At 52.2% G+C, this 23,133-nt stretch carries 25 protein-coding genes; 5 read left to right on the top strand and 20 right to left on the bottom strand.

Annotated features, from left to right (window positions below):
• Positions 1-187, top strand: a 187-nt coding sequence (locus ACY2VW_RS00795) for a hypothetical protein (RefSeq protein ID WP_461876671.1), incomplete at its 5' end; no start/stop codon positions are given.
• 7 nt (positions 188-194) lie between these two features.
• Here the strand turns inward: ACY2VW_RS00795 and ftsH are convergent.
• The 10 genes from ftsH to ACY2VW_RS00845 form a co-directional block, all read right to left on the bottom strand.
• Positions 195-2,057, bottom strand: coding sequence for an ATP-dependent zinc metalloprotease FtsH (gene ftsH / locus ACY2VW_RS00800; RefSeq protein WP_461876673.1), 1,863 nt, complete (start codon positions 2,055-2,057; stop codon positions 195-197).
• Positions 2,058-2,066: 9 nt separating this feature from the next.
• The gene (gene hpt / locus ACY2VW_RS00805) at positions 2,067-2,603 is read right to left on the bottom strand and encodes a hypoxanthine phosphoribosyltransferase (RefSeq protein WP_117801456.1); all 537 of its coding nucleotides are present in this window, start codon (positions 2,601-2,603) and stop codon (positions 2,067-2,069) included.
• A complete protein-coding gene (gene tilS / locus ACY2VW_RS00810) occupies positions 2,600-4,021 on the bottom strand; it encodes a tRNA lysidine(34) synthetase TilS (protein WP_461876674.1) in 1,422 nt (473 codons plus the stop codon). The genes hpt and tilS overlap by 4 nt, the downstream gene beginning before the upstream one ends.
• Before the next feature lie 15 nt (positions 4,022-4,036).
• Entirely contained in the window at positions 4,037-5,518 is a 1,482-nt protein-coding gene (locus ACY2VW_RS00815; RefSeq protein ID WP_055218705.1) for a SpoIIE family protein phosphatase, read from the bottom strand.
• A gap of 74 nt (positions 5,519-5,592) precedes the next feature.
• On the bottom strand, positions 5,593-5,922 hold the full coding sequence (locus ACY2VW_RS00820; protein WP_022462107.1) for an FtsB family cell division protein: 330 nt from the start codon (positions 5,920-5,922) through the stop codon (positions 5,593-5,595).
• A gap of 100 nt (positions 5,923-6,022) precedes the next feature.
• A complete protein-coding gene (gene yabQ, locus ACY2VW_RS00825) occupies positions 6,023-6,430 on the bottom strand; it encodes a spore cortex biosynthesis protein YabQ (protein WP_022462106.1) in 408 nt (135 codons plus the stop codon).
• Between the two features lie 2 nt (positions 6,431-6,432).
• Positions 6,433-6,711, bottom strand: a complete 279-nt coding sequence (yabP, locus tag ACY2VW_RS00830) for a sporulation protein YabP (protein ID WP_330410109.1) — start codon at positions 6,709-6,711, stop codon at positions 6,433-6,435.
• An 87-nt stretch (positions 6,712-6,798) separates the two neighbouring features.
• Positions 6,799-7,038 (bottom strand): RNA-binding S4 domain-containing protein, encoded by a 240-nt coding sequence (locus ACY2VW_RS00835; protein ID WP_022462104.1) that lies wholly within the window; start codon positions 7,036-7,038, stop codon positions 6,799-6,801.
• Between the two features lie 10 nt (positions 7,039-7,048).
• Entirely contained in the window at positions 7,049-7,321 is a 273-nt protein-coding gene (locus tag ACY2VW_RS00840; RefSeq protein ID WP_022462103.1) for an HU family DNA-binding protein, read from the bottom strand.
• 241 nt (positions 7,322-7,562) lie between these two features.
• Positions 7,563-8,540 carry a CotS family spore coat protein gene (locus ACY2VW_RS00845; protein WP_461876675.1) on the bottom strand — a complete coding sequence of 326 codons (978 nt, stop codon included), beginning with the start codon at positions 8,538-8,540 and terminating at the stop codon, positions 7,563-7,565.
• Positions 8,541-8,788: 248 nt separating this feature from the next.
• Between ACY2VW_RS00845 and ACY2VW_RS00850 the strand changes: the two genes are divergently transcribed.
• Positions 8,789-10,654, top strand: a complete 1,866-nt coding sequence (locus ACY2VW_RS00850; RefSeq protein WP_461876676.1) for a beta-N-acetylhexosaminidase — start codon at positions 8,789-8,791, stop codon at positions 10,652-10,654.
• A gap of 76 nt (positions 10,655-10,730) precedes the next feature.
• Here ACY2VW_RS00850 and ACY2VW_RS00855 read toward each other — a convergent pair whose 3' ends face one another.
• Positions 10,731-12,059, bottom strand: a complete 1,329-nt coding sequence (locus tag ACY2VW_RS00855) for a CCA tRNA nucleotidyltransferase (protein WP_461876677.1) — start codon at positions 12,057-12,059, stop codon at positions 10,731-10,733.
• A gap of 141 nt (positions 12,060-12,200) precedes the next feature.
• Here ACY2VW_RS00855 and ACY2VW_RS00860 point away from each other — a divergent pair, with 141 nt between their 5' ends.
• Complete coding sequence (locus tag ACY2VW_RS00860) at positions 12,201-13,610, top strand: AI-2E family transporter (RefSeq protein WP_158554975.1); 1,410 nt, start codon at positions 12,201-12,203, stop codon at positions 13,608-13,610.
• A gap of 75 nt (positions 13,611-13,685) precedes the next feature.
• Here ACY2VW_RS00860 and ACY2VW_RS00865 read toward each other — a convergent pair whose 3' ends face one another.
• The 9 genes from ACY2VW_RS00865 to ACY2VW_RS00905 all read right to left on the bottom strand — a co-directional run bounded on the left by ACY2VW_RS00865 (position 13,686) and on the right by ACY2VW_RS00905 (position 21,933).
• On the bottom strand, positions 13,686-15,155 hold the full coding sequence (locus ACY2VW_RS00865; RefSeq protein ID WP_022462098.1) for a glycoside hydrolase family 30 protein: 1,470 nt from the start codon (positions 15,153-15,155) through the stop codon (positions 13,686-13,688).
• Between the two features lie 113 nt (positions 15,156-15,268).
• Positions 15,269-16,168, bottom strand: a complete 900-nt coding sequence (locus tag ACY2VW_RS00870) for an AraC family transcriptional regulator (RefSeq protein WP_117801464.1) — start codon at positions 16,166-16,168, stop codon at positions 15,269-15,271.
• Positions 16,169-16,262: 94 nt separating this feature from the next.
• A complete protein-coding gene (locus ACY2VW_RS00875) occupies positions 16,263-16,751 on the bottom strand; it encodes a deoxycytidylate deaminase (protein ID WP_022462096.1) in 489 nt (162 codons plus the stop codon).
• 43 nt (positions 16,752-16,794) lie between these two features.
• Entirely contained in the window at positions 16,795-17,424 is a 630-nt protein-coding gene (upp, locus tag ACY2VW_RS00880) for a uracil phosphoribosyltransferase (protein WP_022462095.1), read from the bottom strand.
• 24 nt (positions 17,425-17,448) lie between these two features.
• Positions 17,449-17,892 (bottom strand): ribose 5-phosphate isomerase B, encoded by a 444-nt coding sequence (gene rpiB / locus ACY2VW_RS00885; RefSeq protein WP_055218692.1) that lies wholly within the window; start codon positions 17,890-17,892, stop codon positions 17,449-17,451.
• Complete coding sequence (locus tag ACY2VW_RS00890) at positions 17,889-18,347, bottom strand: arsenate reductase/protein-tyrosine-phosphatase family protein (RefSeq protein WP_461876678.1); 459 nt, start codon at positions 18,345-18,347, stop codon at positions 17,889-17,891. The genes rpiB and ACY2VW_RS00890 overlap by 4 nt, the downstream gene beginning before the upstream one ends.
• A 2-nt stretch (positions 18,348-18,349) precedes the next feature.
• Positions 18,350-19,399 (bottom strand): L-threonylcarbamoyladenylate synthase, encoded by a 1,050-nt coding sequence (locus tag ACY2VW_RS00895; protein WP_461876679.1) that lies wholly within the window; start codon positions 19,397-19,399, stop codon positions 18,350-18,352.
• A 100-nt stretch (positions 19,400-19,499) separates the two neighbouring features.
• Positions 19,500-21,449, bottom strand: a complete 1,950-nt coding sequence (locus ACY2VW_RS00900) for a fructose-1,6-bisphosphatase (protein WP_461876680.1) — start codon at positions 21,447-21,449, stop codon at positions 19,500-19,502.
• 28 nt (positions 21,450-21,477) lie between these two features.
• Complete coding sequence (locus ACY2VW_RS00905) at positions 21,478-21,933, bottom strand: putative ABC transporter permease (RefSeq protein WP_461876681.1); 456 nt, start codon at positions 21,931-21,933, stop codon at positions 21,478-21,480.
• A 149-nt stretch (positions 21,934-22,082) separates the two neighbouring features.
• Here ACY2VW_RS00905 and ACY2VW_RS00910 point away from each other — a divergent pair, with 149 nt between their 5' ends.
• Together ACY2VW_RS00910 and ACY2VW_RS00915 are read left to right on the top strand one after the other, a co-directional pair.
• The gene (locus tag ACY2VW_RS00910; RefSeq protein ID WP_461876682.1) at positions 22,083-22,310 is read left to right on the top strand and encodes a hypothetical protein; all 228 of its coding nucleotides are present in this window, start codon (positions 22,083-22,085) and stop codon (positions 22,308-22,310) included.
• A gap of 245 nt (positions 22,311-22,555) precedes the next feature.
• Positions 22,556-23,116, top strand: coding sequence for an MATE family efflux transporter (locus tag ACY2VW_RS00915; protein WP_461876683.1), 561 nt, complete (start codon positions 22,556-22,558; stop codon positions 23,114-23,116).
• Positions 23,117-23,133: the final 17 nt, after the last annotated feature.

Here is a 23,133-nt window from a genome sequence, read left to right on the forward strand (position 1 = left end):
CCATACGTCCCTCGAAAAGTCTGCACAAATCGCGATTTTTTTTCATTTGATTCTTATTCAAAATAACGATGAATTTTTCCGGCGTTTCGGATTTTCTGTTTTAATTTGCACAAACGCCCGTAAAATCGCAGAAAAAAAACCTGCAAAAAACTTTTTTTGTTCTCTGCAGGTTTTCTATTGCAAATAAAAAGATATCAGATTTCTCCAGAAACTTCCGGTGCTGTTCCTGTCATCTGTGCTTCCTGCTCAAAAATGGCTTCGAATTCAGCACGGCTCAGCTTCTCTTTTTCCATCAGCTGCTTTGCACACTCATGCAGCACATAGGAATGCTCCAGAATAATCTGTTTCGCCTGATCGTGGCATTTCTCGATCATCTGGCGGACTTCCTCATCGATGGCTGCGGCTACATTCTCGCTGTAGCTCTTCGTATGGCCCCAGTCGCGGCCGATGAAGACCTCATCCGAGTCGGAATCGTAAGCGACAAGACCAAGGTTCTCAGACATACCGTACTTCGTAATCATGGAACGCGCGGTAGCCGTCGCCTGTTTGATATCCTGGGATGCGCCCGTTGTGATATCGTCGAAGATCAGCTCCTCTGCCACACGGCCGCCGAGGCATACGGTGATGTACTGCATCATTTTGCCTCTCGTCTGGAACATATCGTCATTCTCCGGCTGCGGCATCGTGTAGCCCGCTGCGCCAGGACCTGTCGGGATAATGGAGATCGTATAGACCGCCTCCATATCCGGCAGCATATGGAACAGGATCGCATGGCCTGTCTCATGGTATGCGGTGATCCGTTTTTCTTTATCCGAAATGACTTTACTGCGCTTCTCCGCACCGATGCCCACTTTGATGAAAGCAGACTTGATATCGGCCTGGCGCACAAATCTTCTGCGGTCCTTTGCCGCCATGATTGCTGCCTCGTTCAGCAGGTTCTCCAGCTCTGCGCCGGTGAAGCCTGCGGTCGTCTGCGCGATCTGTTTCAGATCCACATCCTCGGCCAGCGGTTTGTTCTTTGCATGGACTTTCAGGATTTCCTCACGGCCCATGACATCCGGCGGTCCTACAACCACGCGGCGGTCAAAACGGCCCGGACGGAGAATCGCCGGATCCAGGATATCGACACGGTTCGTCGCTGCCATCACGATGATGCCCTCATTGACGCCGAAACCATCCATCTCAACGAGAAGCTGGTTTAATGTCTGCTCTCTCTCATCGTGGCCGCCGCCCATGCCGGTGCCTCTTCGTCTTGCCACGGCGTCGATCTCATCGATGAAGATGATGCACGGCGCATGTTTTTTTCCTTCATCAAACAGGTCGCGGACACGGGAAGCGCCGACGCCGACGAACATTTCCACGAAATCGGATCCGGAAATGCTGAAGAACGGCACGCCTGCCTCTCCTGCAACAGCTTTCGCCAGAAGGGTTTTACCGGTTCCAGGAGGGCCCACAAGAAGAACTCCTTTCGGGATTCTCGCGCCGACCTGTGTATATTTCTCCGGTGCTTTCAGGAAATCGACCACCTCAACGAGGTCTTCTTTTTCCTCTTTTAAGCCCGCAACATCGCGGAACAGGACTTTTTTGTCTTTGTCGGTGGACATATGGGCGTTGCTTTTTCCAAAATTCATCATTTTGTTTCCGCCGCCTCCACCGCCGCCCATGGAGCGGTTCATCATCGACATGCCGAAAAGAAGGATCATACCGAGCAGCAGGGCCGGCAGGACGGACGTCATGAAAATGCTGTCTCTCTGGACATTCTGTACGGTGTACGTTACATCAGCATCCTCCAGAAGGCTGATAGCTGCGTTTACGTCGGTCACATTGACCGTATAACTGTCACCGCCCTGCTCCTGTACCACGACGGAGCCGGTCGGCACTTCTTTGTTCTGGACAATCTGCGCGGATGTCACTTTGCCGTCTTTTACGGCGGTTTCAAATTTCTGCTGACTTGGGCTGCTGCCTGCGCTGATTTTTCCGGTGATGTAGAACATAGCAAGCACGATAATCACCATAAACGCCGCGTAGAGTCCAAATCCACTGCGCTGTCTGTTCATATTTTCTTTTTACTCCTCGTCTTCGTGAAACTCCACTACTCCGATGTATGGAAGATTCCGATATTTCTGTGCGTAATCCAGACCGTAGCCTACGACGAACTCGTCCGGGATATCAAAGCAGGTATAATCTACTTTGACATCGCGCACTCTGCGCTCCGGCTTGTCGAGCAGAGTACACAGGTGTACGGATTTCGGATTTCTCTTTTTCAGGATGTCGATCAGATAGTAAAGCGTTCTTCCGGAATCGATGATATCCTCCACAATCAGAACGTCTTTTCCTTCCAGCGGCTGATCCAGGTCTTTTACAATACGGACAACTCCGCTGGACTTGGTGTCATCGCCGTAACTTGATACGGACATAAAGTCAAGGCTTACCGGCACTGTGATGCGTTTTGCCAGCTCGCACATAAAGAATACGCCGCCTTTTAAAACGCAGATCAGGTGCACTTCTTTTCCTGCGTAATCGCGGTTGATCTGGTCTGCTACTTCTTTAATTCGTCTGTCTACTTCTTCTTCGCTTAATAATACTCTGATTGTCTCTTTCATCTGTTTTCCTCCTTACCAACGCCAATCTGTATCTGCAGAACTGCTTTCGTGTCTTCCCCGACACGGCCGCTCTCTCCTCTGCGATACCCCACGACCCACCAGATCTCCGGTCCGTCGGCGAGCAGCAGAATGGAATCCCGCTCCTCTTTCGGTATCTTGGCATCAATCATATAATCTTTTAGTTTCTTTTTCCCGCCTTTTGCGGTTACTCTCAGATAATCTCCGCTTCTTCTCGTGCGGAGGACAAGACCGTCTTTTATTTTATCACAGTCAAAGCATTTCGTATACTTTTTTTCTTCAATTCTTTCGGGAAAAACCGATGTTTTTTTCACAATCGTGACTGGATTTTCTGCAAATGCGAGACTTTTTCCCTCTTCCCACCCGGCCGGAACCGGAATTGGAACTTCTTCGCCGCTTTTCCTTTTCCGTTCTTCTTTTAAATGCACTCCCTGCTTTTCCAGGCGGAGCGTCTCGTATCCGCGCACGGCGGTGATTCCATACGGTAGGCAGACACTTTTTCCGACCTGCTTTTCAAAAAGTTCCCGCACAGATTCCAGATGCTCCCTGGTAAGATCCTTCCGTTTTCCCGCCAGCTGTTCCAGAACGCGCCGGATCACGTAGCGCTGCAGAAGAGGCGCTTCGCTGCTCACCGCATCACGCAGCACAACCGCATTTTTCTCTGCGGATGCATACCGCTCCATCAGCTGATCCGTCTGCTGCTCCAGATATTCCTCCGTTTCCAGCAGGTCCAGCGATGTCTGTGCCATATGCGCGGCAGTACGCGGATTGACCTCTTCGGTCAGATACGGCAGCACATGGTGGCGGATTCCGTTCCTCGTGTAAGCATCCTCTGCATTCGTGCTGTCCTCACACCAGGAGCACTTCCGGCTTTCCAGTTCCTGCCGGATCTCTTTTCGTCCGACGCAGAGAAGCGGACGGATCACATTCCCCCGCACGGGGCGTAAGGAGGCAAGTCCGGCCAGTGACGTTCCCCGTGCCAGGTGATGCAGCATCGTCTCCGCAACGTCATCCTGGTGATGGGCGAGCGCAATTTTCTCTGCCCTCTGCTCCTTTGCGCACGCTGCAAAAACTTCCTGCCGCGCCGCGCGTCCCGCCTCCTCCGTCGAGAGATGCTTTTCTTTTGCGATCTTCTCCACGGGACAGGAATAGAGATAGAACGGAACATCATATTCCCGGCACAGATTTTCTGCAAATGCCGCATCCCGCCCGGCTTCCGCGCCGCGCAGGTTATGGTTGACGTGGACAGCCAGCAGCGAAAAGCCAAGCGGCTCCTGCAGTTCCCGCAGCAGATGAAACAGGCAGACGGAATCCGCGCCGCCGGAAAGGCCGAGCAGCACGCGTTCGCCTGCCATTACCATATGATACTGTTCCATAAAGGCTCTTACTTTCTCTCGCATCCTTCGTTTTTACTCCTATTTTTTCCAGATTCTGGCGACCAGAACCGTCATATCATCCCGTGCGCGGCAGCCGCCGAGGCGCAGCACGCGTTCCAAAAGCTCCCGGGCAAATTCCCGCGGCTCGCTGTTTTTCACTTCGAGAAGAAGCTGCTTCATCTGCTCCGTCCTGTCCCCGGGCAGCGCGTCCAGCACTCCGTCCGTCATCATCACAAGGTAATCACCGTCGTACAGCTTTTTCGTTGTGGTATCAAAATCCGTCTGGGAAACGAGACCTGCGGCAAGACTGGTCGACTCCACAACCTCCACCCACGTATCCCGCCTAAGGAACGTCGGCGATGCACCTCCTTTCAAAAAGCTGCAGACGCCTGTGTAGAGATTAATCGAAGCAACATCAAACGTGGAAAACATCCCTTCCTTTGGCTGCAGCAGAAGCATCGAATTGATCATCCGTGCCGCCATGATCCGCGGGAATCCGGCGCGCAGGAACTGTTCAAACAGCTCCACCACCGTCTCGCTCTCCCTGTTTGCCTCGATCCCGGAACCCATGCCGTCCGACAGGCAGAGGACAAACTGGCCGTTTTCGCAGAGCACACTGTAATTGTCCCCGGAGATACTCTCCTGCTCCTTGGTGATGCGTCCCACACCGTAGAGAACCTGGAATTTCACATCCTCCTGAAACAGCACCGTCTGGTATTCTCCGCTTAAGACCTGTGCCCCGTCGCGTACCGCAACCATCGGGATTCCGCACAGGGAACCGATCAGTTCCGCCGTCTGGCGAAGCGTGATCCGGCAGTGACGGCCCGCTTTGACCGTCATATAGATCTGTAAATGCTCTTTCGGCCGCTCCTGGAGCCAGATTTTCTGGACGAAAGCCCCGTTTTTCTTCATCTGGCGGCAGATTTTTTCCGAGAGCTCGTCCGGCAGACTGTTGAGGCTGTACAGATCACACGCGGCGCGGTCCATAATCCCGGCGACTTCACTTAACTGTTCTGCCACCACGCGGCGGCTCTCCGCCACACGCCCCGACCAGAGCGCCGTCTGGCGTTCCTGCTGGTAGCGGTTCCAGAACAGTTCCAGAAAGCGGGAGCCGTTCAGGCAGGAGGCATTCCATTCGCCTTTTGCACGGCTGATCTCGTCCTCATCCCCGTCGGCGATTGTCTGAAGAAGTTCCTGGCACCGCTCGCGCGTCAGGTTTCCGTACTGCTCCCAGCACCACGACGCCTTCGCACAGCGGCTACAGACTTCCTGCTGTTCTTTTTCCAGAATCTTGTCCACCCGGCCCGTCTCCGGCATCACACTTTTTGACGGCATCTGGTAAAAGCTCTCTGCCAGAACGCGGAACGAATCGGCGTAGTGCTCCATCTGCAGTTTCTGCGGATGATTGTCATAGACGGCCGCTTCCCGGCGGCTTCTTCTGGCTTCCAAAAAAATTTTAGCCATGTCCCCTGCTGACAGCAATGCGCCGATCAGGAACATGGCAATGATCCACTCCGGCATGTTCCGCTCCTCCTCTCTTTGTTCTGGACTTCAAAGGGGACTGCGAAATCATGCCCTTTCTTTATCTGTTTTGTTTATTTCGACTGGGATTCTTTAAATAAAATCTCATTATCCTTTACCATGCCAAGTTTTTCTCTTGCCGTTTTTTCTATGTACTCATCGGTCTGCATGTATTCTTTCAAGGCGGTAATATCATCGGTGCGCTGCTTCTCCTCTTCAATCTGGCTGTCCAGACTGGAAAGACGGGATGCATTTGCATTGACCTTCTGCTGAAGGCTGATTCCCTTTACGGTAAGGACTGCAACCAGGCAGCACAGGACTACGGTAATTGAGAACTCTGTTGTACGGCTCTTCTTTCTGACTTTTTTCTTTCGGCCAGAATTCTTTTCTTCCCTTTCTTTCATTCTTTTCTTTACCCTTGCTTTCTATTTTCCAACCGTCTGCAGCCAAACTATCTGTTGTTTTTCGTCCGCAGACTTGTTTCTTTTGTTCTTACATGTGTAGTTACATCTTACCGTTCTTCCCATGAAATTTCAACCTTTTTCTCCGTTTTTTCATACTTTTTACCAGCCATTTTCCTGGAAAAGCGAGGATTCGCCCTGCTTTTTTGATTCCCTTTGCCAGAAGTTCCGGAAGAAAGCGTCCAAACGATGCGTGGTACAACGCAGCGCCCCCAAGGATGCCGCCAAACAGATACCCGCGGAGAATACCGCTGTTCTCTCCGTAAATCCGTACAAACAGATACAGCGCTGCCGCAATCCAGTAGCAGAGGTCCTCTGCTGATACCGCCGCATGGCTGTGGCGGATCAGTTTCCGCGCTGTCTTGATCAGATCGTACCAGAACCCCAGGACTGCCCCCTGCCAGATGGAACAGGCGAGCAGAATCAGCTCCCGGGTGACATACGCACTCATTTTTACCGGAACAGCCGCGCAAGCGCAGACCCCTTCTTCTGCAGCGGCCCATGTTCCGTATAGACCAGGCTGTCGATGCTGCCTTCGATATCCGCCTCTCCCTTTTCCAGCTCCAGGCGGCCCACATGCAGCTCTTTTCCGCGGATGGTAAGAACACCGCAGACGGTCACGAGCAGAACTTCGTTCTCATCAAAGCTTTTCACATCCTGCACGCCGCCAAGAGAAAGTGTTTTCCGCTGTTCCAGTAAAAGGCGGTGCGCCTGTTCGTTCATCTCTCCCATGCAAAAAACCTCCATACAATGGTCTATACACCCATTATATGAAGGTTTTCTCTTTTTATTCGCTGCACATGAATCCTGCCGCACTTCTTATAAGTAGCGGTAAAGCTCCTGTGCTTCTTCTTTTTTCACGGTTTCCTGCACATTCAGCACTTCTACCCTGACGGATTTACTTCCGAACTGAATTTCCAGTACATCTCCTGCCTTGACCTGTGCGGATGCTTTTGCCGGTCTGTCGTTGACGAGGACACGGCCTGCATCACAGGCTTCATTGGCTACGGTACGCCGCTTGATCAGTCTTGATACTTTTAAAAATTTATCTAAGCGCATAGATTTTTACTTAGTTCATCATGTCCTTTAAAGCTTTTCCTGCTTTGAATTTCGGAGTTTTGGAAGCTTTGATTTCCATGGTCTCGCCAGTCTGCGGATTTCTTCCTTCTCTTGCTGCTCTTTCGGATACTTCGAAGGTACCAAAGCCTACCAGCTGAACTTTCTCACCTTTCTTTAATTCTTCAGATACTACATCGATAAATGCTTTTAAAGCAGCCTCTGCATCTTTTTTGGATAAATTTGTCTGCTCAGCCATAGCTGCAACTAATTCTGTTTTGTTCATGAGTTTTACTCCTCCTGTATCTTACATTTGTTTTTTACATGGTACGCGGGCCCGCTGATACACACGACCTGCCCTGCCGGCTGTTTTTCTTCCGGATGATCAGTCTGTTACGTTGACCGGCTTTTTCGCGTAGCTGTATATATTTATATACTAATGCGTCTCTCTTGTCAAGAAAAAAGTCCCCCATACCAGCGGTTTTATGGCGATTTCCGCCCAAAACAGACTCTTTTCCACCGCACGGTTAAAAGAAGGATCCCTTAACAAACCGCAGCCAGTCTGCCTGCTGCGCATTGAGTGTTTTTAGTTTCTCCGTATTCCGCCCGGATATCCACGATTTTCTGCTTCCGTAGTAGCGGTTTGCCAGTTTCCAGTATTTCCACGGATAGGAAAGATAGAGGCGGAGTGTCTCGATTTCCCCCTCATTGAGCGGCCGTCTGGCGCTGTAGGCGTTTAAGATCCGTTCTGCCGCGCGCTCGCTCCAGCCGTGTTTTTCCAGAATTTTCCGCATAAAATAGCCAAGATCTGCCACCTGGAGATCGAAGTTCCACTTGTCGAAATTGACCGCCGTTTCGCCTCTGCCGTTTTCCAGCAGAATATTGTGCTGGCTGAATTCCCCGTGGCAGACGGCGCCTTCTTCGTCCGCCCGCTGCCGCAGTTTTTCATAGGAAGAAGCTTTCATTTCCGCGGCCGCCCGCTCTCCCTGTTCCAGATACGGACCAACGCTTGCAAGCAGCAGTTTTTCAAACTCATTTTTCTTCTTTTTCGTCTGCAAATACTTTCGGATCTTTCGAATTTCCACATTGTGGCGGATGCACTCCTCCACGAGGGATTCCCTCCGGTATTCCGTTTTCACCGGCAGATGAGCTGCCGTATGTAGCCGCGCCAGCGCGTCCGAGGCGCGGATGAGATCCTCACTGTTTCCCGTCTCACATTCCCGGCCCGGGTACCAGTTCCGCACAATGTACGTTCCTCCGTCATCCCCGCGCGTTGCAAGCGCTCCCTCTTCGTTCCGCAGAATCTGATCGCACCGCAGGAGCCCCGACTCCGTGATGCGGCACTGCAGAAGATACCGCTGCTCCAGTTTTTCCGCCGCCGTCCCGAACTCGCTGATCAGCTTATCCCCCTGTTCGGTGTGGCACAATAAAGCGCCCCGCACCCGCATTGTGCCGGAAGCCGTAAGGCCGTAATGGGACAGCACACTCAATCCATAATCATACAAGAGCCTGACTCCTTTCCCTGTTGTGATCGTTTTTGGGGTCACGATTCAATGTATGCGTATCCGCCCTGTGCCATGCATACTGGTTTTTGTTTTTTCTTTCATCCCAAAAGCAATGTTGAAAGTGTTTTCTTTTTCTCTTATTTTATTGTTTTTAATTTCACCGCATGGTAAAATATTCCAAACTTGACAGGGTGAAAAACACCTGTTATGGGGTTCTCTAAAATCATTTTATTTTAAGGAGGGTTTTTATGATTTTCTTACCACAGCCATCTTCTCTTTCCTACGGAGAGGGCACCTTTACGATTCACTATGACAGCCGCATTTTTCTCGATTCCGAGAGCCCGGCTGAGCTTTTTTCTGCCGCACAGCTTCTGCAGCAGGAGATTGAGGCACAGACAGGATTCCGTCCTGCCATCTGCCGCCGTCATCTGCCGGTGGGATCACACCTGATCTATCTGACTGCTTCTCCGGAATTATCCCGTGAGGCTTATACCCTCGCTGTCACACCGGAAAACATCACGATCTGCGGATCTCTGGAAAGCGGCGTTCTCTACGGCGTGCAGACACTCCGTCAGATGATCCGCCAGGCAGGTGCTGTTCTTCCAACCGTCCTGATCTCCGACAAACCGGCCATGGAAAACCGCGGCTTCTACCACGATGCGACCCGCGGACGTGTTCCGACGCTTTCCTATCTGAAACAGCTTGCCGACACCTTGAGCTTCTATAAAATCAATCAGCTTCAGCTCTACATCGAGCACAGCTATCTCTTCGACGATCTGACCGAGATGTGGCGCGACGATACGCCGCTCACTGCAGAGGACATCCTCGAGCTGGACCGCTACTGCAAGGGACTTGGCATTGATCTCGTTCCGTCGCTTGCAAGCTTCGGCCATCTGTACAAGCTGCTCTGCACGAAATCGTATGCACATCTGTGCGAACTGGAAGGCTCTGCTTCGGCTCCGTTCTCCTTCTATGACCGCCAGGCGCACCATACGCTCGATATCACAAACCCGGAGAGCCTCTCCCTTGCCAAACACATTCTTTCCGAATATATGCAGCTCTTCTCCTCGAAGTATTTCAATCTCTGCGCGGATGAAACGTTTGACCTTGGAAAAGGGGCTTCCCGCGCACTCGCCGAGGAAAAGGGAACCACCGTCATCTACACCGAGTTTGTGACAGAGCTTGCCAACTATATCACTGAATCCGGCCGCACGCCGATGTTCTGGAGTGATGTCATCAGCCAGGAGCCGGAAGTTTATCATCTCCTGCCGAAGAACCTGATCTGCCTCCACTGGGATTATGCGTCAAATGTTTCATCGGAGCGTCTGACCCGCCTTGCCAATTCCGGTGCCGAGCATCTGTATGTGTGCCCGGGCGTACAGGGATGGAACCAGCTCATCAACAAGTATCATGAGGCGTATGAAAACATTTCCAGAATGGCGCGCTACGGCCACGAATGCCATGCAATGGGACTTCTGAACACTGACTGGGGCGATTACGGCCACATCAATCACCCGGACTTCTCCCGCATCGGCATGATCTACGGCGCGGCGTTCTCCTGGAATGCAGACATTCTGCCGGAGGAGGAAATCAACCGCCAGATTTCCGTGCTGGAATTTGGTGATGCTTCCGGAAAACTCGTTTCCGTGCTCGATCTTCTCTGCCATCAGGATGCGTATCCGTGGCGCACTGCCGTTATGGTGCAGGAAGCACTCGAACTGCATCAGGACAAAGAAGAGGCTGCCGAACTGCTCCGCTCCTGCGCAGAAGGCGATGCGGATGCTTCCAACGCTTCGATCGACGCGCTCTGCGCCGTTCTGTACGAGAAAGCCGGCACCGTCCGCCCGGAGAACCGTCCGATGATCTATGCGTACCTGCTCGCCGCAGACGGCCTGAAAGTACTGAACCGCCTGCTGCCGTTCCTGCGCGCTTTCCTCCTTTCCGAGGGCACTCTGCCGGAGAAAGAAGACTGTTTTGCACTCGCCGGAGATCTCGAACGATGGCTGCACAGCTATAAAGAGCTGTGGCGCACCGTCTCCAAGGAGAGTGAGCTGTACCGCATTGCCCATGTCTTCTGCTGGTATGCGGATCTGCTGCGTGATCTGAACGCATAAAAAACAGTTCAAAAAAACAAACGAGAGCCGGGGACGGATTGTTCTGTCCCCGGCTCTCTTGTTTGCCGTTTTTGCTTTACAGCAGTGTTTTTACGTACTCTGTCAGGTATTCTTTTGTATTCTTCGCCGGATCTTTTATCACTTCTTCCAGCGCCGCGTTCAGGCATTCGCCGATTTTCGGGCCTTTCGGGACACCAAGTTCCATCAGATCTTTGCCGGAAACGGCCAGTGTTTTCAACGTAAAGCAGTCGCCGTTATCGAGAATTTCTCTGACGCACTCCCTTACCTTCCCGATCCGTTCCAGGGTTTCCTCCCGCTGGTACAGGCTTTTGGCCATCGTATCGGCTTCCTGCACGATCATCAGTTTTTCGAACAGCTCCGGGCCGAGTTTGTTCAGAATACGGCGGATCACCGGTTTCTCCGGAGCCATGCGGCAGTCATGCCAGCGGATCAATGCTGCGACCTGGCGGATGGTTTCGTTGTCGAATTTCAGACGGCGCAGAATCGCTTTCGCCATTTTCTCCCCCGCCGGTGCGTGGCCTTTAAAATGATCGATGCCGGCCTCATCCGTTGTGCGGCACGCCGGTTTTGCAATGTCGTGGAGCAGCATCGTCCAGCGCAGAATCGGATCTGCCGGAACGTGCTGCAGAGCGGCAATCGTGTGCTCACCGACATTATAGCAGTGGTGCGGATTGTTCTGCGGCGTTTTCATCAGTTCATCAAACTCCGGCAGCACAATCTTTGTAATACCCGCCTCATAGACGGCCTCCATGTACTCCGGCCGCTTCGAGATCAACAGTTTATTCAGTTCCACACGGATCCGCTCGGCGCTGATTTTTTCAAGCGTCGGTGCGAGTGCTATGATGGCATCCAGTGTTGCCGAATCGAGTTTGAAGCCGAGCTGTGCGGAAAAGCGGAGGGCACGCAGGATCCGCAGTGCATCCTCACTGAACCGCTCGGTCGGATTTCCGACACAGCGGATGACTTTGCGCTGTAAATCCCTGATTCCATCGAACAGATCCACAAGCCCCTCTTCGTTGTTGTATGCCATCGCATTGATCGTAAAATCACGGCGGCGCAGATCCTCGGCGAGGCTGGAGGTAAAGACCACTTCTTTCGGATGGCGGCCGTCCTCATACTCTCCGTCGATGCGGTACGTCGTGACCTCGTGCGCGCCGCTTCCGGCCAGAACTGTTACCGTTCCGTGCTCCAGTCCCGTATCCACGGTGCGGTCAAAAATTTCTTTTACCTGCTGTGGGGAAGCAGAGGTTGTAATATCCCAGTCGTCCGGCTCCCGCGCAAGAATCGTATCGCGCACACAGCCTCCGACCGCGTACGCCTCGAAGCCTTTCGCATGCAGGGAATCGATTACCATATTTACGCTTGGCGGCATTTTTATCTTCAAATTTGTTATCTCCTTTTTCTAAATCTGCTTTTCCAGTATAGCAGTTTCCTTTTTTTCCCGCAAGTGTGGTTGCGGTTGTATTTTGGGGATTGCATGTGTATAATAGAGGTTAATAAAATTCGAAAGGGGATTTACATTTTTATGAAACTGGATCGTTACCGAAAATATGTCCGGGCCGGCGTTACTGCCTTTCTGGTACTTGCAGCGTCCATGATTTTTTACTACCTGCTCTTCCACCAGACTTCTGTGCGGACCGCCTTTCACAATGTCCTCGACATTCTCTCCCCCCTGATTGCAGCCCTGATTCTCGCCTATGTGATCAGCCCGATCATTAACTTCATAGAACAGCGGATCATCGCCAGACTCTTTGCCCGGCACGGAAAAACACAGTCGGTACGCTGCAAAAAGCTTGTACGGGCGCTTTTGATTCTTCTGACGTACGTCGCCATGCTTTTCGCGCTGTACGGACTCATTGCGACCCTGATCCCGGAGCTGTTCTCAAGTATCACAAACATTGTCTCCAACTTCTCCAACTACGCAAACAACATTCAGGATTTTGCCACAAAAGTGCTGGCGAATTACCCGGAGATGCAGCAGACGGCAGACCAGTACATCTCCATGTTCTCCGCAAAGCTTTCCAACTGGCTGACCAATGACCTGATGCCGATGCTCCGTACGTTCCTTCTGAACCTCTCCGGACAGCTCGTCAACATGGTTACGTTTTTCAAAAACATTCTGCTTGGCGCGATCGTTGCGATCTACATGCTGTACAACAAGGAAAGCTACATTGCCAAGCTGAAAAAAGCAGTCTACGCGCTGCTCGGTCTGGATCACGGAAATGCCGTGATCCGCGACTGCCAGTATGTGAACCAGGAATTCAGCGGATTCCTCGTTGGAAAAGTCATCGATTCGATCATCATCGGTGCCATCTGCTATCTTGTGACGAGCCTGATCGGCACCCCGTACGCACTGCTGGTCAGCGTAATCATCGGTGTGACGAATATCATTCCGTTTTTCGGCCCGTTCCTCGGCGCGGTTCCATGTCTCTTGCTGATCCTTCTGATCGACCCTCTGCAGGCACTGTATTTCCTGATTTTCGTCGTTCTCCTGCAGCAGTTTGACGGAAACTTCTTAGGACCGAAAATCCTCGGCGAGACGACCGGCGTGTCCAGCTTCCTTATCATCATCTCGATTCTGATCGGCGGCGGCTTCTGGGGTGTCTTTGGCATGATCATCGCCGTTCCGGTCTGTGCCATTATCTGCACGGTCTGCCGCAACTTCGCCAACCGTCGTCTTGAAAAACATCACCTGCCGGATGACGATGCGTTTTACTTCCACATGGACCACATTGATCCGGAAACGAGACAGGCGATCCCATATCAGAAAAAGAAGATCGACGAGGCCGAAGTCTTCCACTTCCCGGGCTACCGGCTGCGCAAAGCGCTGACAAAGCTGGCCACGGAAGAGTCTCCGGTTGATGCGCCGTATACACCGGCAAAGCCTTCGACCGAAGAGAAAAACTCAGATTCTTCCGATTCCGATCAAAAATAAATCGTATCTTATAAAAATGCCTTCTGTGCAGACTGTTTTCATTCTGCACAGAAGGCATTTTCTTATTTTTGCTTTTTATTTCTCGATTACAACCGTGCTGAGTGTCTCTGCCGGAAGATCGACACGCATGATATGTCCGTTGACACGCAGGAAGCAGCCAGAATCCTCTTTTGTGCGGTTCAGCAGAATCACAACGTAGCTTCCGTCTGGATTGACTGCGGCCGTTACATCCAGGTTTGCTCCGTATTTGCTCCAGCCGATGCGTTTTGCACCCGGAGCAATGTATTTGGAAATATGGCCGATGTAGTGGTACATGATCGGTTTGCGGTAATGGAAATCATCATCCACAATCAGACCTGAGGTGAATCCCATCGGTACGTGGCGCGGGCCGCCGTCTTTGTCTACGAGGAAGTTCCAGTCGATCCAGCGGTTCATGCCGGCGTTCAGGTTTCCGATCATATCGTGTGCATAATCTGCGGCGTCAAGGTAATCGACGTACTCTGGTGTCTGGAAGTTCACCGGTCCGAAACCACCGTCGCCAAAACCGATTCTGCCCGGCATGTGAAGGGCACAGCACTCGGAAAGCATGAAGGTTTTGTCCGGGTATTTCTGTTTCATCAGCTCAACAGCCTCGAAGTGGTCGCCGGAATACCAGTGGAATGCGATACCGGCTACCATGTCCATGGTCTCCTCGTCAAGGACGGTCAGAACGTGCTCGATCATACGCTCTTTGTTGTGATCCCAGATGAAGATGCCGATCTTGTCCGTCAGGCCTGCTTTTTTCATCTCCGGATACAGATAATCTTTCAGGTAGGTTTTGGACTCTTCCGGTGTCCATACGCAGCTGTCCCAGGTGGTAGCCGCTACGGTCTCGTTCTGCAGGCTCAGCATCGTCACCGGGATTCCCTCATCGAGGTATGCCTGCAGATATTTTACGACGTATTTTGCCCAGCTTCCGTAATACTCCGGTTTCAGGCTGCCGCCGTGGTTTCTCTGCGGAATCTCTTCCGGAACCGGCATTCCCATTGCACCGTAAACAGCAGCATCATTCTTTGCGATCTTCGGTGCAGTTTTCCACTGATACGGCGGAGACCACGGGCTCATCAGAACACTGATCGGCTCTGCAGAGATTTCGATGGCTTTTTTCAGCATCGGAAGGACATATTTGCGGTCGCGGTCGATTGAGAAGGTTGCCAGATCCGGGTCTGCAATCGGGTCTGCGACTGCCTGATACTCCTCAAGGGAATAGTCACAGCTGTCGATCGGCACGCGGACAAATCTTGCATGAAGGCCGTCCGGTCCGAAAATATCCTGTAATGCCTGATTCTGTGTTTCCTCATCCATACGAGACAGCAGGTATGCGCTGCTCTCGGTCATGGCGCCGCCGAAGCCCTCGATGGTCTGGAACGCAAAGTCCGGATACAGGTTGATGACGTTCGACTCAATCATTTTTACGCTCTTGGACTCGTCTTCCGGTGCCAGCGCTTTTTCCCAGGTTTTTGCTTCCCCTTTTACATGGTACGTTGTAATCTGTTTTGCTTTCATTTTCCACACTCCATTTTTCACATGTTTTGCGGCATTTACTGAAAATCCGCTGTTTCATGCTTCCACTATACCATGCTCTCTTCTTCTTGTTTAGTGCCTTTTTGGGCAGAAAATCAGGGCATTTCCGCTTTTCTGATTCTTACCCACTGGCCCATCGGGCGGTCTCCTTTTTCCTTTTCATACCGCTTCTGCATTTCCTTCATGCTGCAGCCGTACCGCTCTTTAAACAGACGCGACACCGACTTGTAGTTTTCGCAGCCGTGTTTCGGCAGAAGTTCCATGATCCGCGCCTCGGGATGCTGCAGGTCGCGGCAGATCCGGTCGAGCCGGATTTCATACAAATACTGGTAGACCGTCAGACCGAGGTACCGTTTCAGAAGCTTCGACAGATAATTCGGCGTATAACCAAAGTGCTCCGCGACCTGCGCCACCGTCAGCTTTTTGGCGTAATGCTCCTCAATATACCGCATGACCTCGCGGATCTGCTGTACGGCCTTCTGATTCTGCGGAATGTGTTCTTTTCCGATCCGCACCGCATAGTCCACCAGTAAGCGGTACAGCGCTTCAAGAAGAAGGCTGTCGAATTTTAACTGATACCCTTCTTTCTGCGCACCGTACACCTCGTCCATCTCCCGGAGAACTGCTTTGAATTCTGCGAGTTTTTGTTTTTCCGCCTCACTGGCCGGTCTTTCATCCACAACAAAGTAAAGCTGATCGTAACGCTCCATGTACTGCAGCAGCATCTCGTACGGAACCTGCAGGACGATGGCCTGATTCGGATAGGCTGTCACGGCGTGGATCGTGCCGGAGTTGATGACGAGAAGTTCATCTGCCCCGATCTGCCGCTCGCCGCCGTCACCGAAACGCACCTTCAGACGGCCTTCCAGAAGATAAATGATCTCCAGATCGTTGTGCCAGTGCGGCGGGTTGCTGTAGCCGCCGTCGTCGATGCTGTGGAAAAAGCGGATGCCGATATCCCCGTTTGCCGTAATCCATTCGAAATTGCTCTCCATGGTGCCCTCCCGTTTCTTGTCTTTTCGTGTATACAGACGAAGCGCGTCTGAACTTTCTGTTCGTTCAGGCGCGCTCCTTCTATTATCTTTTCTGCTACAGGGACATGGTAATTTCCCGCCCTGTGCGGTGGTATTTCTGAAAAGTGACTCCGGACGCCTTCATCATCCGTTTCGATGCGATCACGGACGGGGTGTCCGCGTACTTGTCGCAGTCGTAGATCACCGTTTTGATTCCCGCCTGGATAATCGCCTTGCAGCACTCGTTGCATGGGAACAATGTCACATACAGCTTGGCTCCCTCGAGGCTTCCACCGCGGTAATTCAGGATGGCGTTCAGTTCACTGTGCGTTGTGTAAAGATACTTGTTTTCCAGCGGATTTTCACTTGTCTTTCCCCACGGGAACTCGTCGTCCGAACAGCCTCTCGGGAAACCGTTGTATCCCATGGACAGAATCTTGTTGTCCTCGCTCACAATGCAGGCTCCCACCTGTGTGTGCGGATCCTTCGAGCGCATACCGGCAAGCTGGGCAACTGCCATGAAATATTCATCCCAGGAAATATAATCCTCTCGTTTATCGCTCATACCCATTTCCCCTGTGTTTTCTTAACGTACTTTGCTTCCGCTCTTATTTCGTACCGAAGATACGGTCTCCGGCATCGCCGAGGCCTGGTACAATGTAGCCGTGCTCGTTCAGATGGTCATCCAGTGCTCCGACGAAAACATCGACATCCGGGTGAACCTCATGCATTTTCTCGATTCCTTCCGGAGATGCGATGATGCACATGAAGTGGATCTTCTTTGCGCCTTTTTCTTTCAGCATGGTGATGGCTGCCGTTGCAGAACCGCCGGTTGCCAGCATCGGGTCGGTTACAAATACTTCACGGCTTGCGATGTCTGACGGAAGTTTGCAGTAATACTCAACCGGTGCCAGGGTTTCCGGATCACGGTACAGACCGATGTGTCCGATTTTTGCTGCCGGAATCATAGCCAGCATACCTTCTACCATACCAAGACCGGCACGGAGGATCGGCACAACTGCCATTTTCTTTCCTTCGAGCTCTTTTACGGTTGTTTTGCAGATCGGGGTTTCAATTTCAACGTCTGTGAGCGGCAGCTCTCTGGTTGCCTCGTAGCACATCAGCATTGCAATCTCGCTGATCATCTCGCGGAACTCCTTGGAGCTTGTGTCTTTCTTTCTGATAATACCGATTTTGTGCTGGATCAGCGGGTGATCCATGATGACTGTTCTTGCCATTTTCCCTTCTCCTTTGTTTAAAATTTATTCATTTTCGCCTTCATGCTCAATCAAGTGAATCCGGCGTTCGTGACGCTCTTCTCCGGAAAATGGAGTGTTCAGGAAGGTTTCTACGATTTTGATTGCAAGGCCAGGGCCTACAACGCGTCCTCCCATCGCCAGTACGTTGGCATCGTTGTGCAGGCGGGTTGCCTCTGCGCAGAAGCAGTCGGTGCAGAGTGCTGCACGGATTCCTTCCATTTTGTTTGCCGTGATAGAAATGCCGATTCCGGTTCCGCAGATCAGGATTCCCTTATCACACGTTCCGTTCTGGATCGCATGGCCTACTTTTCTGGCGTAAACCGGATAATCAACTGCCTCGTTGCTGTAGCATCCGAAGTCCTGATATTCCAGTCCCTGTTTGTCCAGATATGCTTTTACCTCCTGCATCAGCTCATATCCGCCGTGGTCGCATCCTAAAGCTATCATTGTTCTTCCTCCTCTTTCAGCCGCGCAAGAACACCTTCAATCAGGAATTCCAGCGCTTCATAACATTTTCCGTATTCGGTAAGCGGTTCCCCGTAAAGGGCGGGGATGTCTCCTGCCAGCCGCAGAAATCCGGCGATCGTCTGCAGATGGGGCGCATCCGGGAAGTCCTCACGGATCTTTTCCCTCTGACTGTCCTCCATCACAAGAAGCAGCGTTTCGTCGTTGATGTCCTCCGCGGTAAGCGGTGTGGTGGTGTGGTCTTTGGCCGAAAGCCCGTTGCGCGCAAGCACTGCCTCTACCTTCTGGTTGACCGGCTGCGGAAACAGAACGACAAGCCCGCGGGAACCAATTTCCATCGGCCACGGAAGCTCTTTGCTCTGCAGAATCGCCTTCGCCATCGGTGCGCGCGCGGTATCGTCCGCGTCCACAAATAAAATCCTGCTGTAATGTTTCACTGTTATACCTCTGCTACTTTGTGGCCTGCGGCTTTTAACAGGCGGTTCATGATCGCCTGCCCCATACGCGGGGTGTCGAAAGCCTCGGAATAAATCACTTCCACGCCGTCCTCATCGAAGTCGCGCAGAATCGCAAACAGGTGATGCGCGATCGTCTCATCTTCGGCGCGCAGCCCGATGCTCTTGATATCTCCTGTGGTGTACTGCTCCCGTGTCTCATCGGTGCAGATTACGCCCACTTTCTTTCCTGCCTTTTCCTGTTCTGCGGCAAGGCGGTTGATTTCCGGAATCACCCGTTCCATCTCGCCCTGGATAATCGTAAGGTCTGCCTTCGGCGCATAATGTTTGTAGCGCATGCCCGGTGCCTTCGGACGCACATGGCTGTCCTCCGCAATGATTCCCGGATCGACACGCACGGTTCCAAGCACTTTTTCCAGCATCTCTTTGTTGTAATAGCCCGGGCGGAGAATCGTCGGAATCTCCTCTGTAAAATCGACGATGGTGGATTCGAGGCCGATCTCGGCGTCTCCTCCGTCGATGATACAGTCAATTTTGTCCCCCAGATCCTCGATCACATGCTCGGCTTTCGTCGGGCTCGGCCGGCCTGATGTATTGGCGCTCGGCGCTGCGATGAAGCCGCCTCCGGCTAAGATCAGTGCGTTTGCCACTTTGTTGCTCGGGTAGCGCACGGCTACGGAGGTAAGGCCTCCCGTCGTCTCGAGCGGAACGGCATTTGTTTTCTCAAAAATCATCGTCAGCGGTCCCGGCCAGCATGCGGCTGCCAGTTTGCGTGCACTCTCCGGCACGTTTGCCGCTACGGTTTCGAGGTCCTCCATTCTTCCGATGTGGACGATCAGCGGGTTGTCCGACGGACGGCCCTTTGCCGCATAAATTTTCTCGGAAGCTTTGGCATCCAGCGCATTTCCGCCAAGACCATATACGGTCTCGGTCGGGAATGCCGCCAGACCACCGTTTTTCAGAATCTCTCCTGCTTTTTCGATCGCGCTCTGATCTATGTTATCTTCTGTCATCCTGGCAATCCATGCCCTCATATGTTTCTTCCTTCTTTCCATCTGTTCCAGCGCACAGTGTTTCCATCTGCGCACACTGTTTTGATTATACCATTTTCCGGCGCAGTTGAAAACCCTTGATTTAAAGAAGCTCTTTTAACTGAGCCGTGCGGTACGCCTCGATCAGTTCCTTTAATTCACGGATGCGCTGCCGGATCTGCCGTCCCTGATCCGTATCGCCGACTAACTGGCGCTTCATGTTGTACCGCACCGCCACCTGGCGTGAGACGATATCCTTCTCCTCCTGGATTGCTTTTTCCGTCGATTCAAACGGCTCGTGCGCGGTGAGGCTGAGGCCGTACGAGTTGTAAATCAGCGTGTAACCCGCGATGCCGGTTTCTTTGTGGTACGCCCTGCAGAAGCCGCCGTCGATGATCAGCACCTTGCCGCCGCATTTGACCGGGCTTTCACCGGCACTCTGGTGTACCGGGACGTGGCCGTTGATAATATGTACATTTTCACCGGCAAGCCCGAACTCCTGTAAGATCCGGTCCGCCGTCTCCTCTTTCTCGATCAGGCGGTAATACGCGTTTTTCACCTCGGTCCAGGTCTCTTTTTCTGCGAGGAAATACCGCTCAAATGTTGTCATCTTGTCGCGGCCGTACAGCGGGGAATTCGGCGCGGTCCACAGATACCACAGTGTATTGCGGCCCTGCTCCCGTTTTTTCGGATCGCGGCTTACAAATGCGCGGCGCACGTTGTGCTCGAGGATATCGTACAGTGCTTTTCCCTTGTATTTCTTTCCGTCGACCTGTACCTCTTTTAAGGTGCCGTCCTCATTCATCGGCATGCAGCCGTGGTACAGCAGATTTCCATTGTAGACGCGGTAGAGGCTTCCTTTTTTGAGCAGGAAATCGACGTGCGCCTGCAGTTTTTCGCTGTTGCGGAAGGCGAAGATCAGCTTATCGAGCACTTCTGCCTCTTTTTCGGTCAGCTCGTCCGGATGCGCCGGGTCGATGGTCGGAAAACCCGTGTCACGCAGGGCATACGTTTTCTCCCCAATCGTCACCGTTCCGTTCTGGTAATCGATCTGTTCCAGCAGACGGCGGTTTTCCATGCCGTATTCCGGGTTTTCACGGATCAGACGGTTCTCGAGCTTTAACTGCATTACGGTGATGGCCTTGTGCATGCGGCGCTCCAGCATCTGCTGGGAATTTCCGCTGTCCTCGCCGCCTTTTGCGGCAAAGCATTCGCACGGATCATCGCCGTACGTCTCGAGAGCAAAGGTGGCAAGCGGAAGCATATTGATGCCGTAGCCGTCCTCCAGCACATCGAGATTGCCGTAGTGGAGGCAGATGCGGATCGTGCTGGCCACGCACGCCGGCTGGCCGGTCGCAGCGCCCATCCAGAGCACATCGTGGTTGCCCCACTGGATGTCGAGGGAATGGTAATTCATCAGGCAGTCCATGATTTTATACGGCTCCGGACCGCGGTCAAAGATATCGCCGATGATGTGGAGATGATCGACAACGAGACGCTGGATCAGTTCTGCCACGGCAATGATGAAGTTCTCGGCGCTTCCGATTTCGAGGATAGTCTGGATGATCGCCTCGTAGTATGCTTCTTTGTCGAGCACCTCCGGCTTTTCGGTGATCAGCTCCTCGATGATATAGCCATAATCCGCCGGCAGGGCTTTCCGCACTTTGGCACGGGTGTATTTGGAAGAAACGATTTTGCAGACGTCGATCAGGCGGTACAGCATGACCTTGTACCAGTCATCGATATCCTCCTGCTGTTTTTTCTCCATCTCCAGGCGCTCTCTCGGGTAATAGATGAGGGTCGCAAGCGCGCGTTTTTCCGAGATGCCGAGCGTGTGGCCGAAAACATCGTCAATCTTCTTTCGCACGGCACCGGAACCGTTGCGGAGTACATGAGAAAAGGCTTCGTATTCGCCATGAATATCCGAAAGGAAATGCTCCGTGCCTTTGGGAAGGTTGATAACGGACTGCAGATTGATGATTTCGGTCGCTGCTTTTTCGATGGTCGGGTACAATTCTGCGAGATATTCCAGATAATTTTTTTCGTTTTCCATGAGGACCTCCTGCCTGGGTTGTTTTTTCTTATTTTATAACGAACTCACCCTCGGCACAACCCTTTTTCTTCTTTCGATACATCGGGTGCGTCCCCTCGTGGAAAATATAATAGCTCACATAATCTGTGAGAAAAATTCCCACTGCCGAGAGCAGATACCAGATTCCGAAAAACCACGGGCAGATCAGCCCATCGCAGAAGGAAAACGGCAGCGCACTGTAGTCCCACATACGGTAATGCAGCACCCGCAGGGAAAACATTCCCGAATACAGTTCGATGGCCGTAATCAGGACGGCGGATACCATCATCTGAAACGCCGGCGGAAAGCGGCGCAGCCCGGCGTCTTCCAGCATTCCGATTCCTGCAAGGGACAGTCCTCCGGCAATGCCCATCAGGCGGAAGCTGTAACCGCGGTAGGTGACTTCGATGGCAAGATAGATGCAGTAGCCCAAAAGAAAAAACAGCAGATACTTCTTTGCTTTCATTCGTTTTTCTCCCATTCTAATTGAGAATCTTTTCTATATTCCCAGTATCTCTGTCTTTTCTCTTTTTATCCGCTTGCATTTTTTCTTTTCCATGTTACAATACTTTCATGTTTCGAAAGAAGTTTCGAATAGAAAGGACAGAAAAAAGAATGGCATTTAACCCAATGAAGTTAATGGAATTAAAAAATCTGAGAGACCGTTTCGCCCAAAACCACCCGAAGTTCGTAAAATTCATGGGCGATCTCGCATCCTCCCAGATCGAAGAGGGAACGATTCTCGAAGTCACGGTGAAAAAGCCGGACGGGCGAACGATGGTTTCCAATATCAAGGTGACTGCTTCGGATCTTGAAATGCTGCAGGCAATCAAACAGATGTAACATATTTTTCGTGGCAAAAAGCCGCTTTCGACGAGCGGCAGGCTTTTGGACGCACGGTATTCCTCGAGATACTGCGTCACCGTCTTTCCCGTCATTTTCCAGAAGAGGCGGCAGCAGACCTCGCGGGACAGATGCACTTGCTCACCAAGCTTTTCGAGCGAAATCACGGATTCTGAATGTGTATGGATATAGTCCAGCAGCTGTGCGGCACATTTTTTCCCTCGAACATCCACAGATCATCGTGGTTGACCGTCAGCGGAAAGGTTTCTGTTCCGTGCTCTTCCAGTTCGCGCCTGGTATCGTCCACCAGCATTATCATTTACTTTGTGTTCTGTTTCATCAACGGCTTCACCGGCGGTTTTGGCATCTGCCTGGGCCAGCGGTGCAGCGCGAAGGATGAACAGGGCGTACGCGCTTCGCTGATCCAGACCGAAGCGTTCAACATTCTGATGTGCATCGGTATTCTTCTGCTGCGCCATCCGATCGTCGAACTGTTTCTTTCGAATCCGACCGCAGAAATTTACCATTACTCCGATGCATTCCTGACGATCGAAGCGCCGTTCTACTTCCTGCTCGGCCTTCTCGCCGTCTACCGCACCTCGATTCAGAGTATGCAGAACGGACGCGCACCGTTTGCCGCATGCATGATCGAGCTTGTGTTGCGTCTTGCTGCTACCGTCTGGCTGTCACGCTTCTTAGGCTACACCGCCGTCTGCATCGCAAGTCCGCTTGCCTGGTTCGGTGCGGTTGCACTGCTGATTCCAGTTTACTATCGGATGATGATGAAGCCTGTAAAAACAGTGTAATCAAAATTGATCCACCG

Source organism: Fusicatenibacter sp. (assembly GCF_977045365.1).

Excerpts from the sequence above, each read along its gene's own strand:
- ACY2VW_RS00905 (WP_461876681.1), bottom strand. The coding sequence starts at position 21,933 with ATGAAAGCAAAGAAGTATCTGCTGTTTTTTCTTTTGGGCTACTGCATC.
- ACY2VW_RS00910 (WP_461876682.1), top strand. The coding sequence starts at position 22,083 with ATGGCATTTAACCCAATGAAGTTAATGGAATTAAAAAATCTGAGAGAC.
- ACY2VW_RS00900 (WP_461876680.1), bottom strand. The coding sequence starts at position 21,449 with ATGGAAAACGAAAAAAATTATCTGGAATATCTCGCAGAATTGTACCCG.
- ACY2VW_RS00865 (WP_022462098.1), bottom strand. The coding sequence starts at position 15,155 with ATGAAAGCAAAACAGATTACAACGTACCATGTAAAAGGGGAAGCAAAA.
- ACY2VW_RS00895 (WP_461876679.1), bottom strand. The coding sequence starts at position 19,399 with ATGAGGGCATGGATTGCCAGGATGACAGAAGATAACATAGATCAGAGC.
- ACY2VW_RS00835 (WP_022462104.1), bottom strand. The coding sequence starts at position 7,038 with ATGCGCTTAGATAAATTTTTAAAAGTATCAAGACTGATCAAGCGGCGT.
- tilS (WP_461876674.1), bottom strand. The coding sequence starts at position 4,021 with ATGCGAGAGAAAGTAAGAGCCTTTATGGAACAGTATCATATGGTAATG.
- ACY2VW_RS00870 (WP_117801464.1), bottom strand. The coding sequence starts at position 16,168 with ATGGAGAGCAATTTCGAATGGATTACGGCAAACGGGGATATCGGCATC.
- ACY2VW_RS00850 (WP_461876676.1), top strand. The coding sequence starts at position 8,789 with ATGATTTTCTTACCACAGCCATCTTCTCTTTCCTACGGAGAGGGCACC.
- ACY2VW_RS00860 (WP_158554975.1), top strand. The coding sequence starts at position 12,201 with ATGAAACTGGATCGTTACCGAAAATATGTCCGGGCCGGCGTTACTGCC.
- hpt (WP_117801456.1), bottom strand. The coding sequence starts at position 2,603 with ATGAAAGAGACAATCAGAGTATTATTAAGCGAAGAAGAAGTAGACAGA.
- ACY2VW_RS00840 (WP_022462103.1), bottom strand. The coding sequence starts at position 7,321 with ATGAACAAAACAGAATTAGTTGCAGCTATGGCTGAGCAGACAAATTTA.
- upp (WP_022462095.1), bottom strand. The coding sequence starts at position 17,424 with ATGGCAAGAACAGTCATCATGGATCACCCGCTGATCCAGCACAAAATC.
- ACY2VW_RS00875 (WP_022462096.1), bottom strand. The coding sequence starts at position 16,751 with ATGAGCGATAAACGAGAGGATTATATTTCCTGGGATGAATATTTCATG.
- ftsH (WP_461876673.1), bottom strand. The coding sequence starts at position 2,057 with ATGAACAGACAGCGCAGTGGATTTGGACTCTACGCGGCGTTTATGGTG.
- ACY2VW_RS00815 (WP_055218705.1), bottom strand. The coding sequence starts at position 5,518 with ATGCCGGAGTGGATCATTGCCATGTTCCTGATCGGCGCATTGCTGTCA.
- rpiB (WP_055218692.1), bottom strand. The coding sequence starts at position 17,892 with ATGATAGCTTTAGGATGCGACCACGGCGGATATGAGCTGATGCAGGAG.
- ACY2VW_RS00820 (WP_022462107.1), bottom strand. The coding sequence starts at position 5,922 with ATGAAAGAAAGGGAAGAAAAGAATTCTGGCCGAAAGAAAAAAGTCAGA.
- yabP (WP_330410109.1), bottom strand. The coding sequence starts at position 6,711 with ATGGGAGAGATGAACGAACAGGCGCACCGCCTTTTACTGGAACAGCGG.
- yabQ (WP_022462106.1), bottom strand. The coding sequence starts at position 6,430 with ATGAGTGCGTATGTCACCCGGGAGCTGATTCTGCTCGCCTGTTCCATC.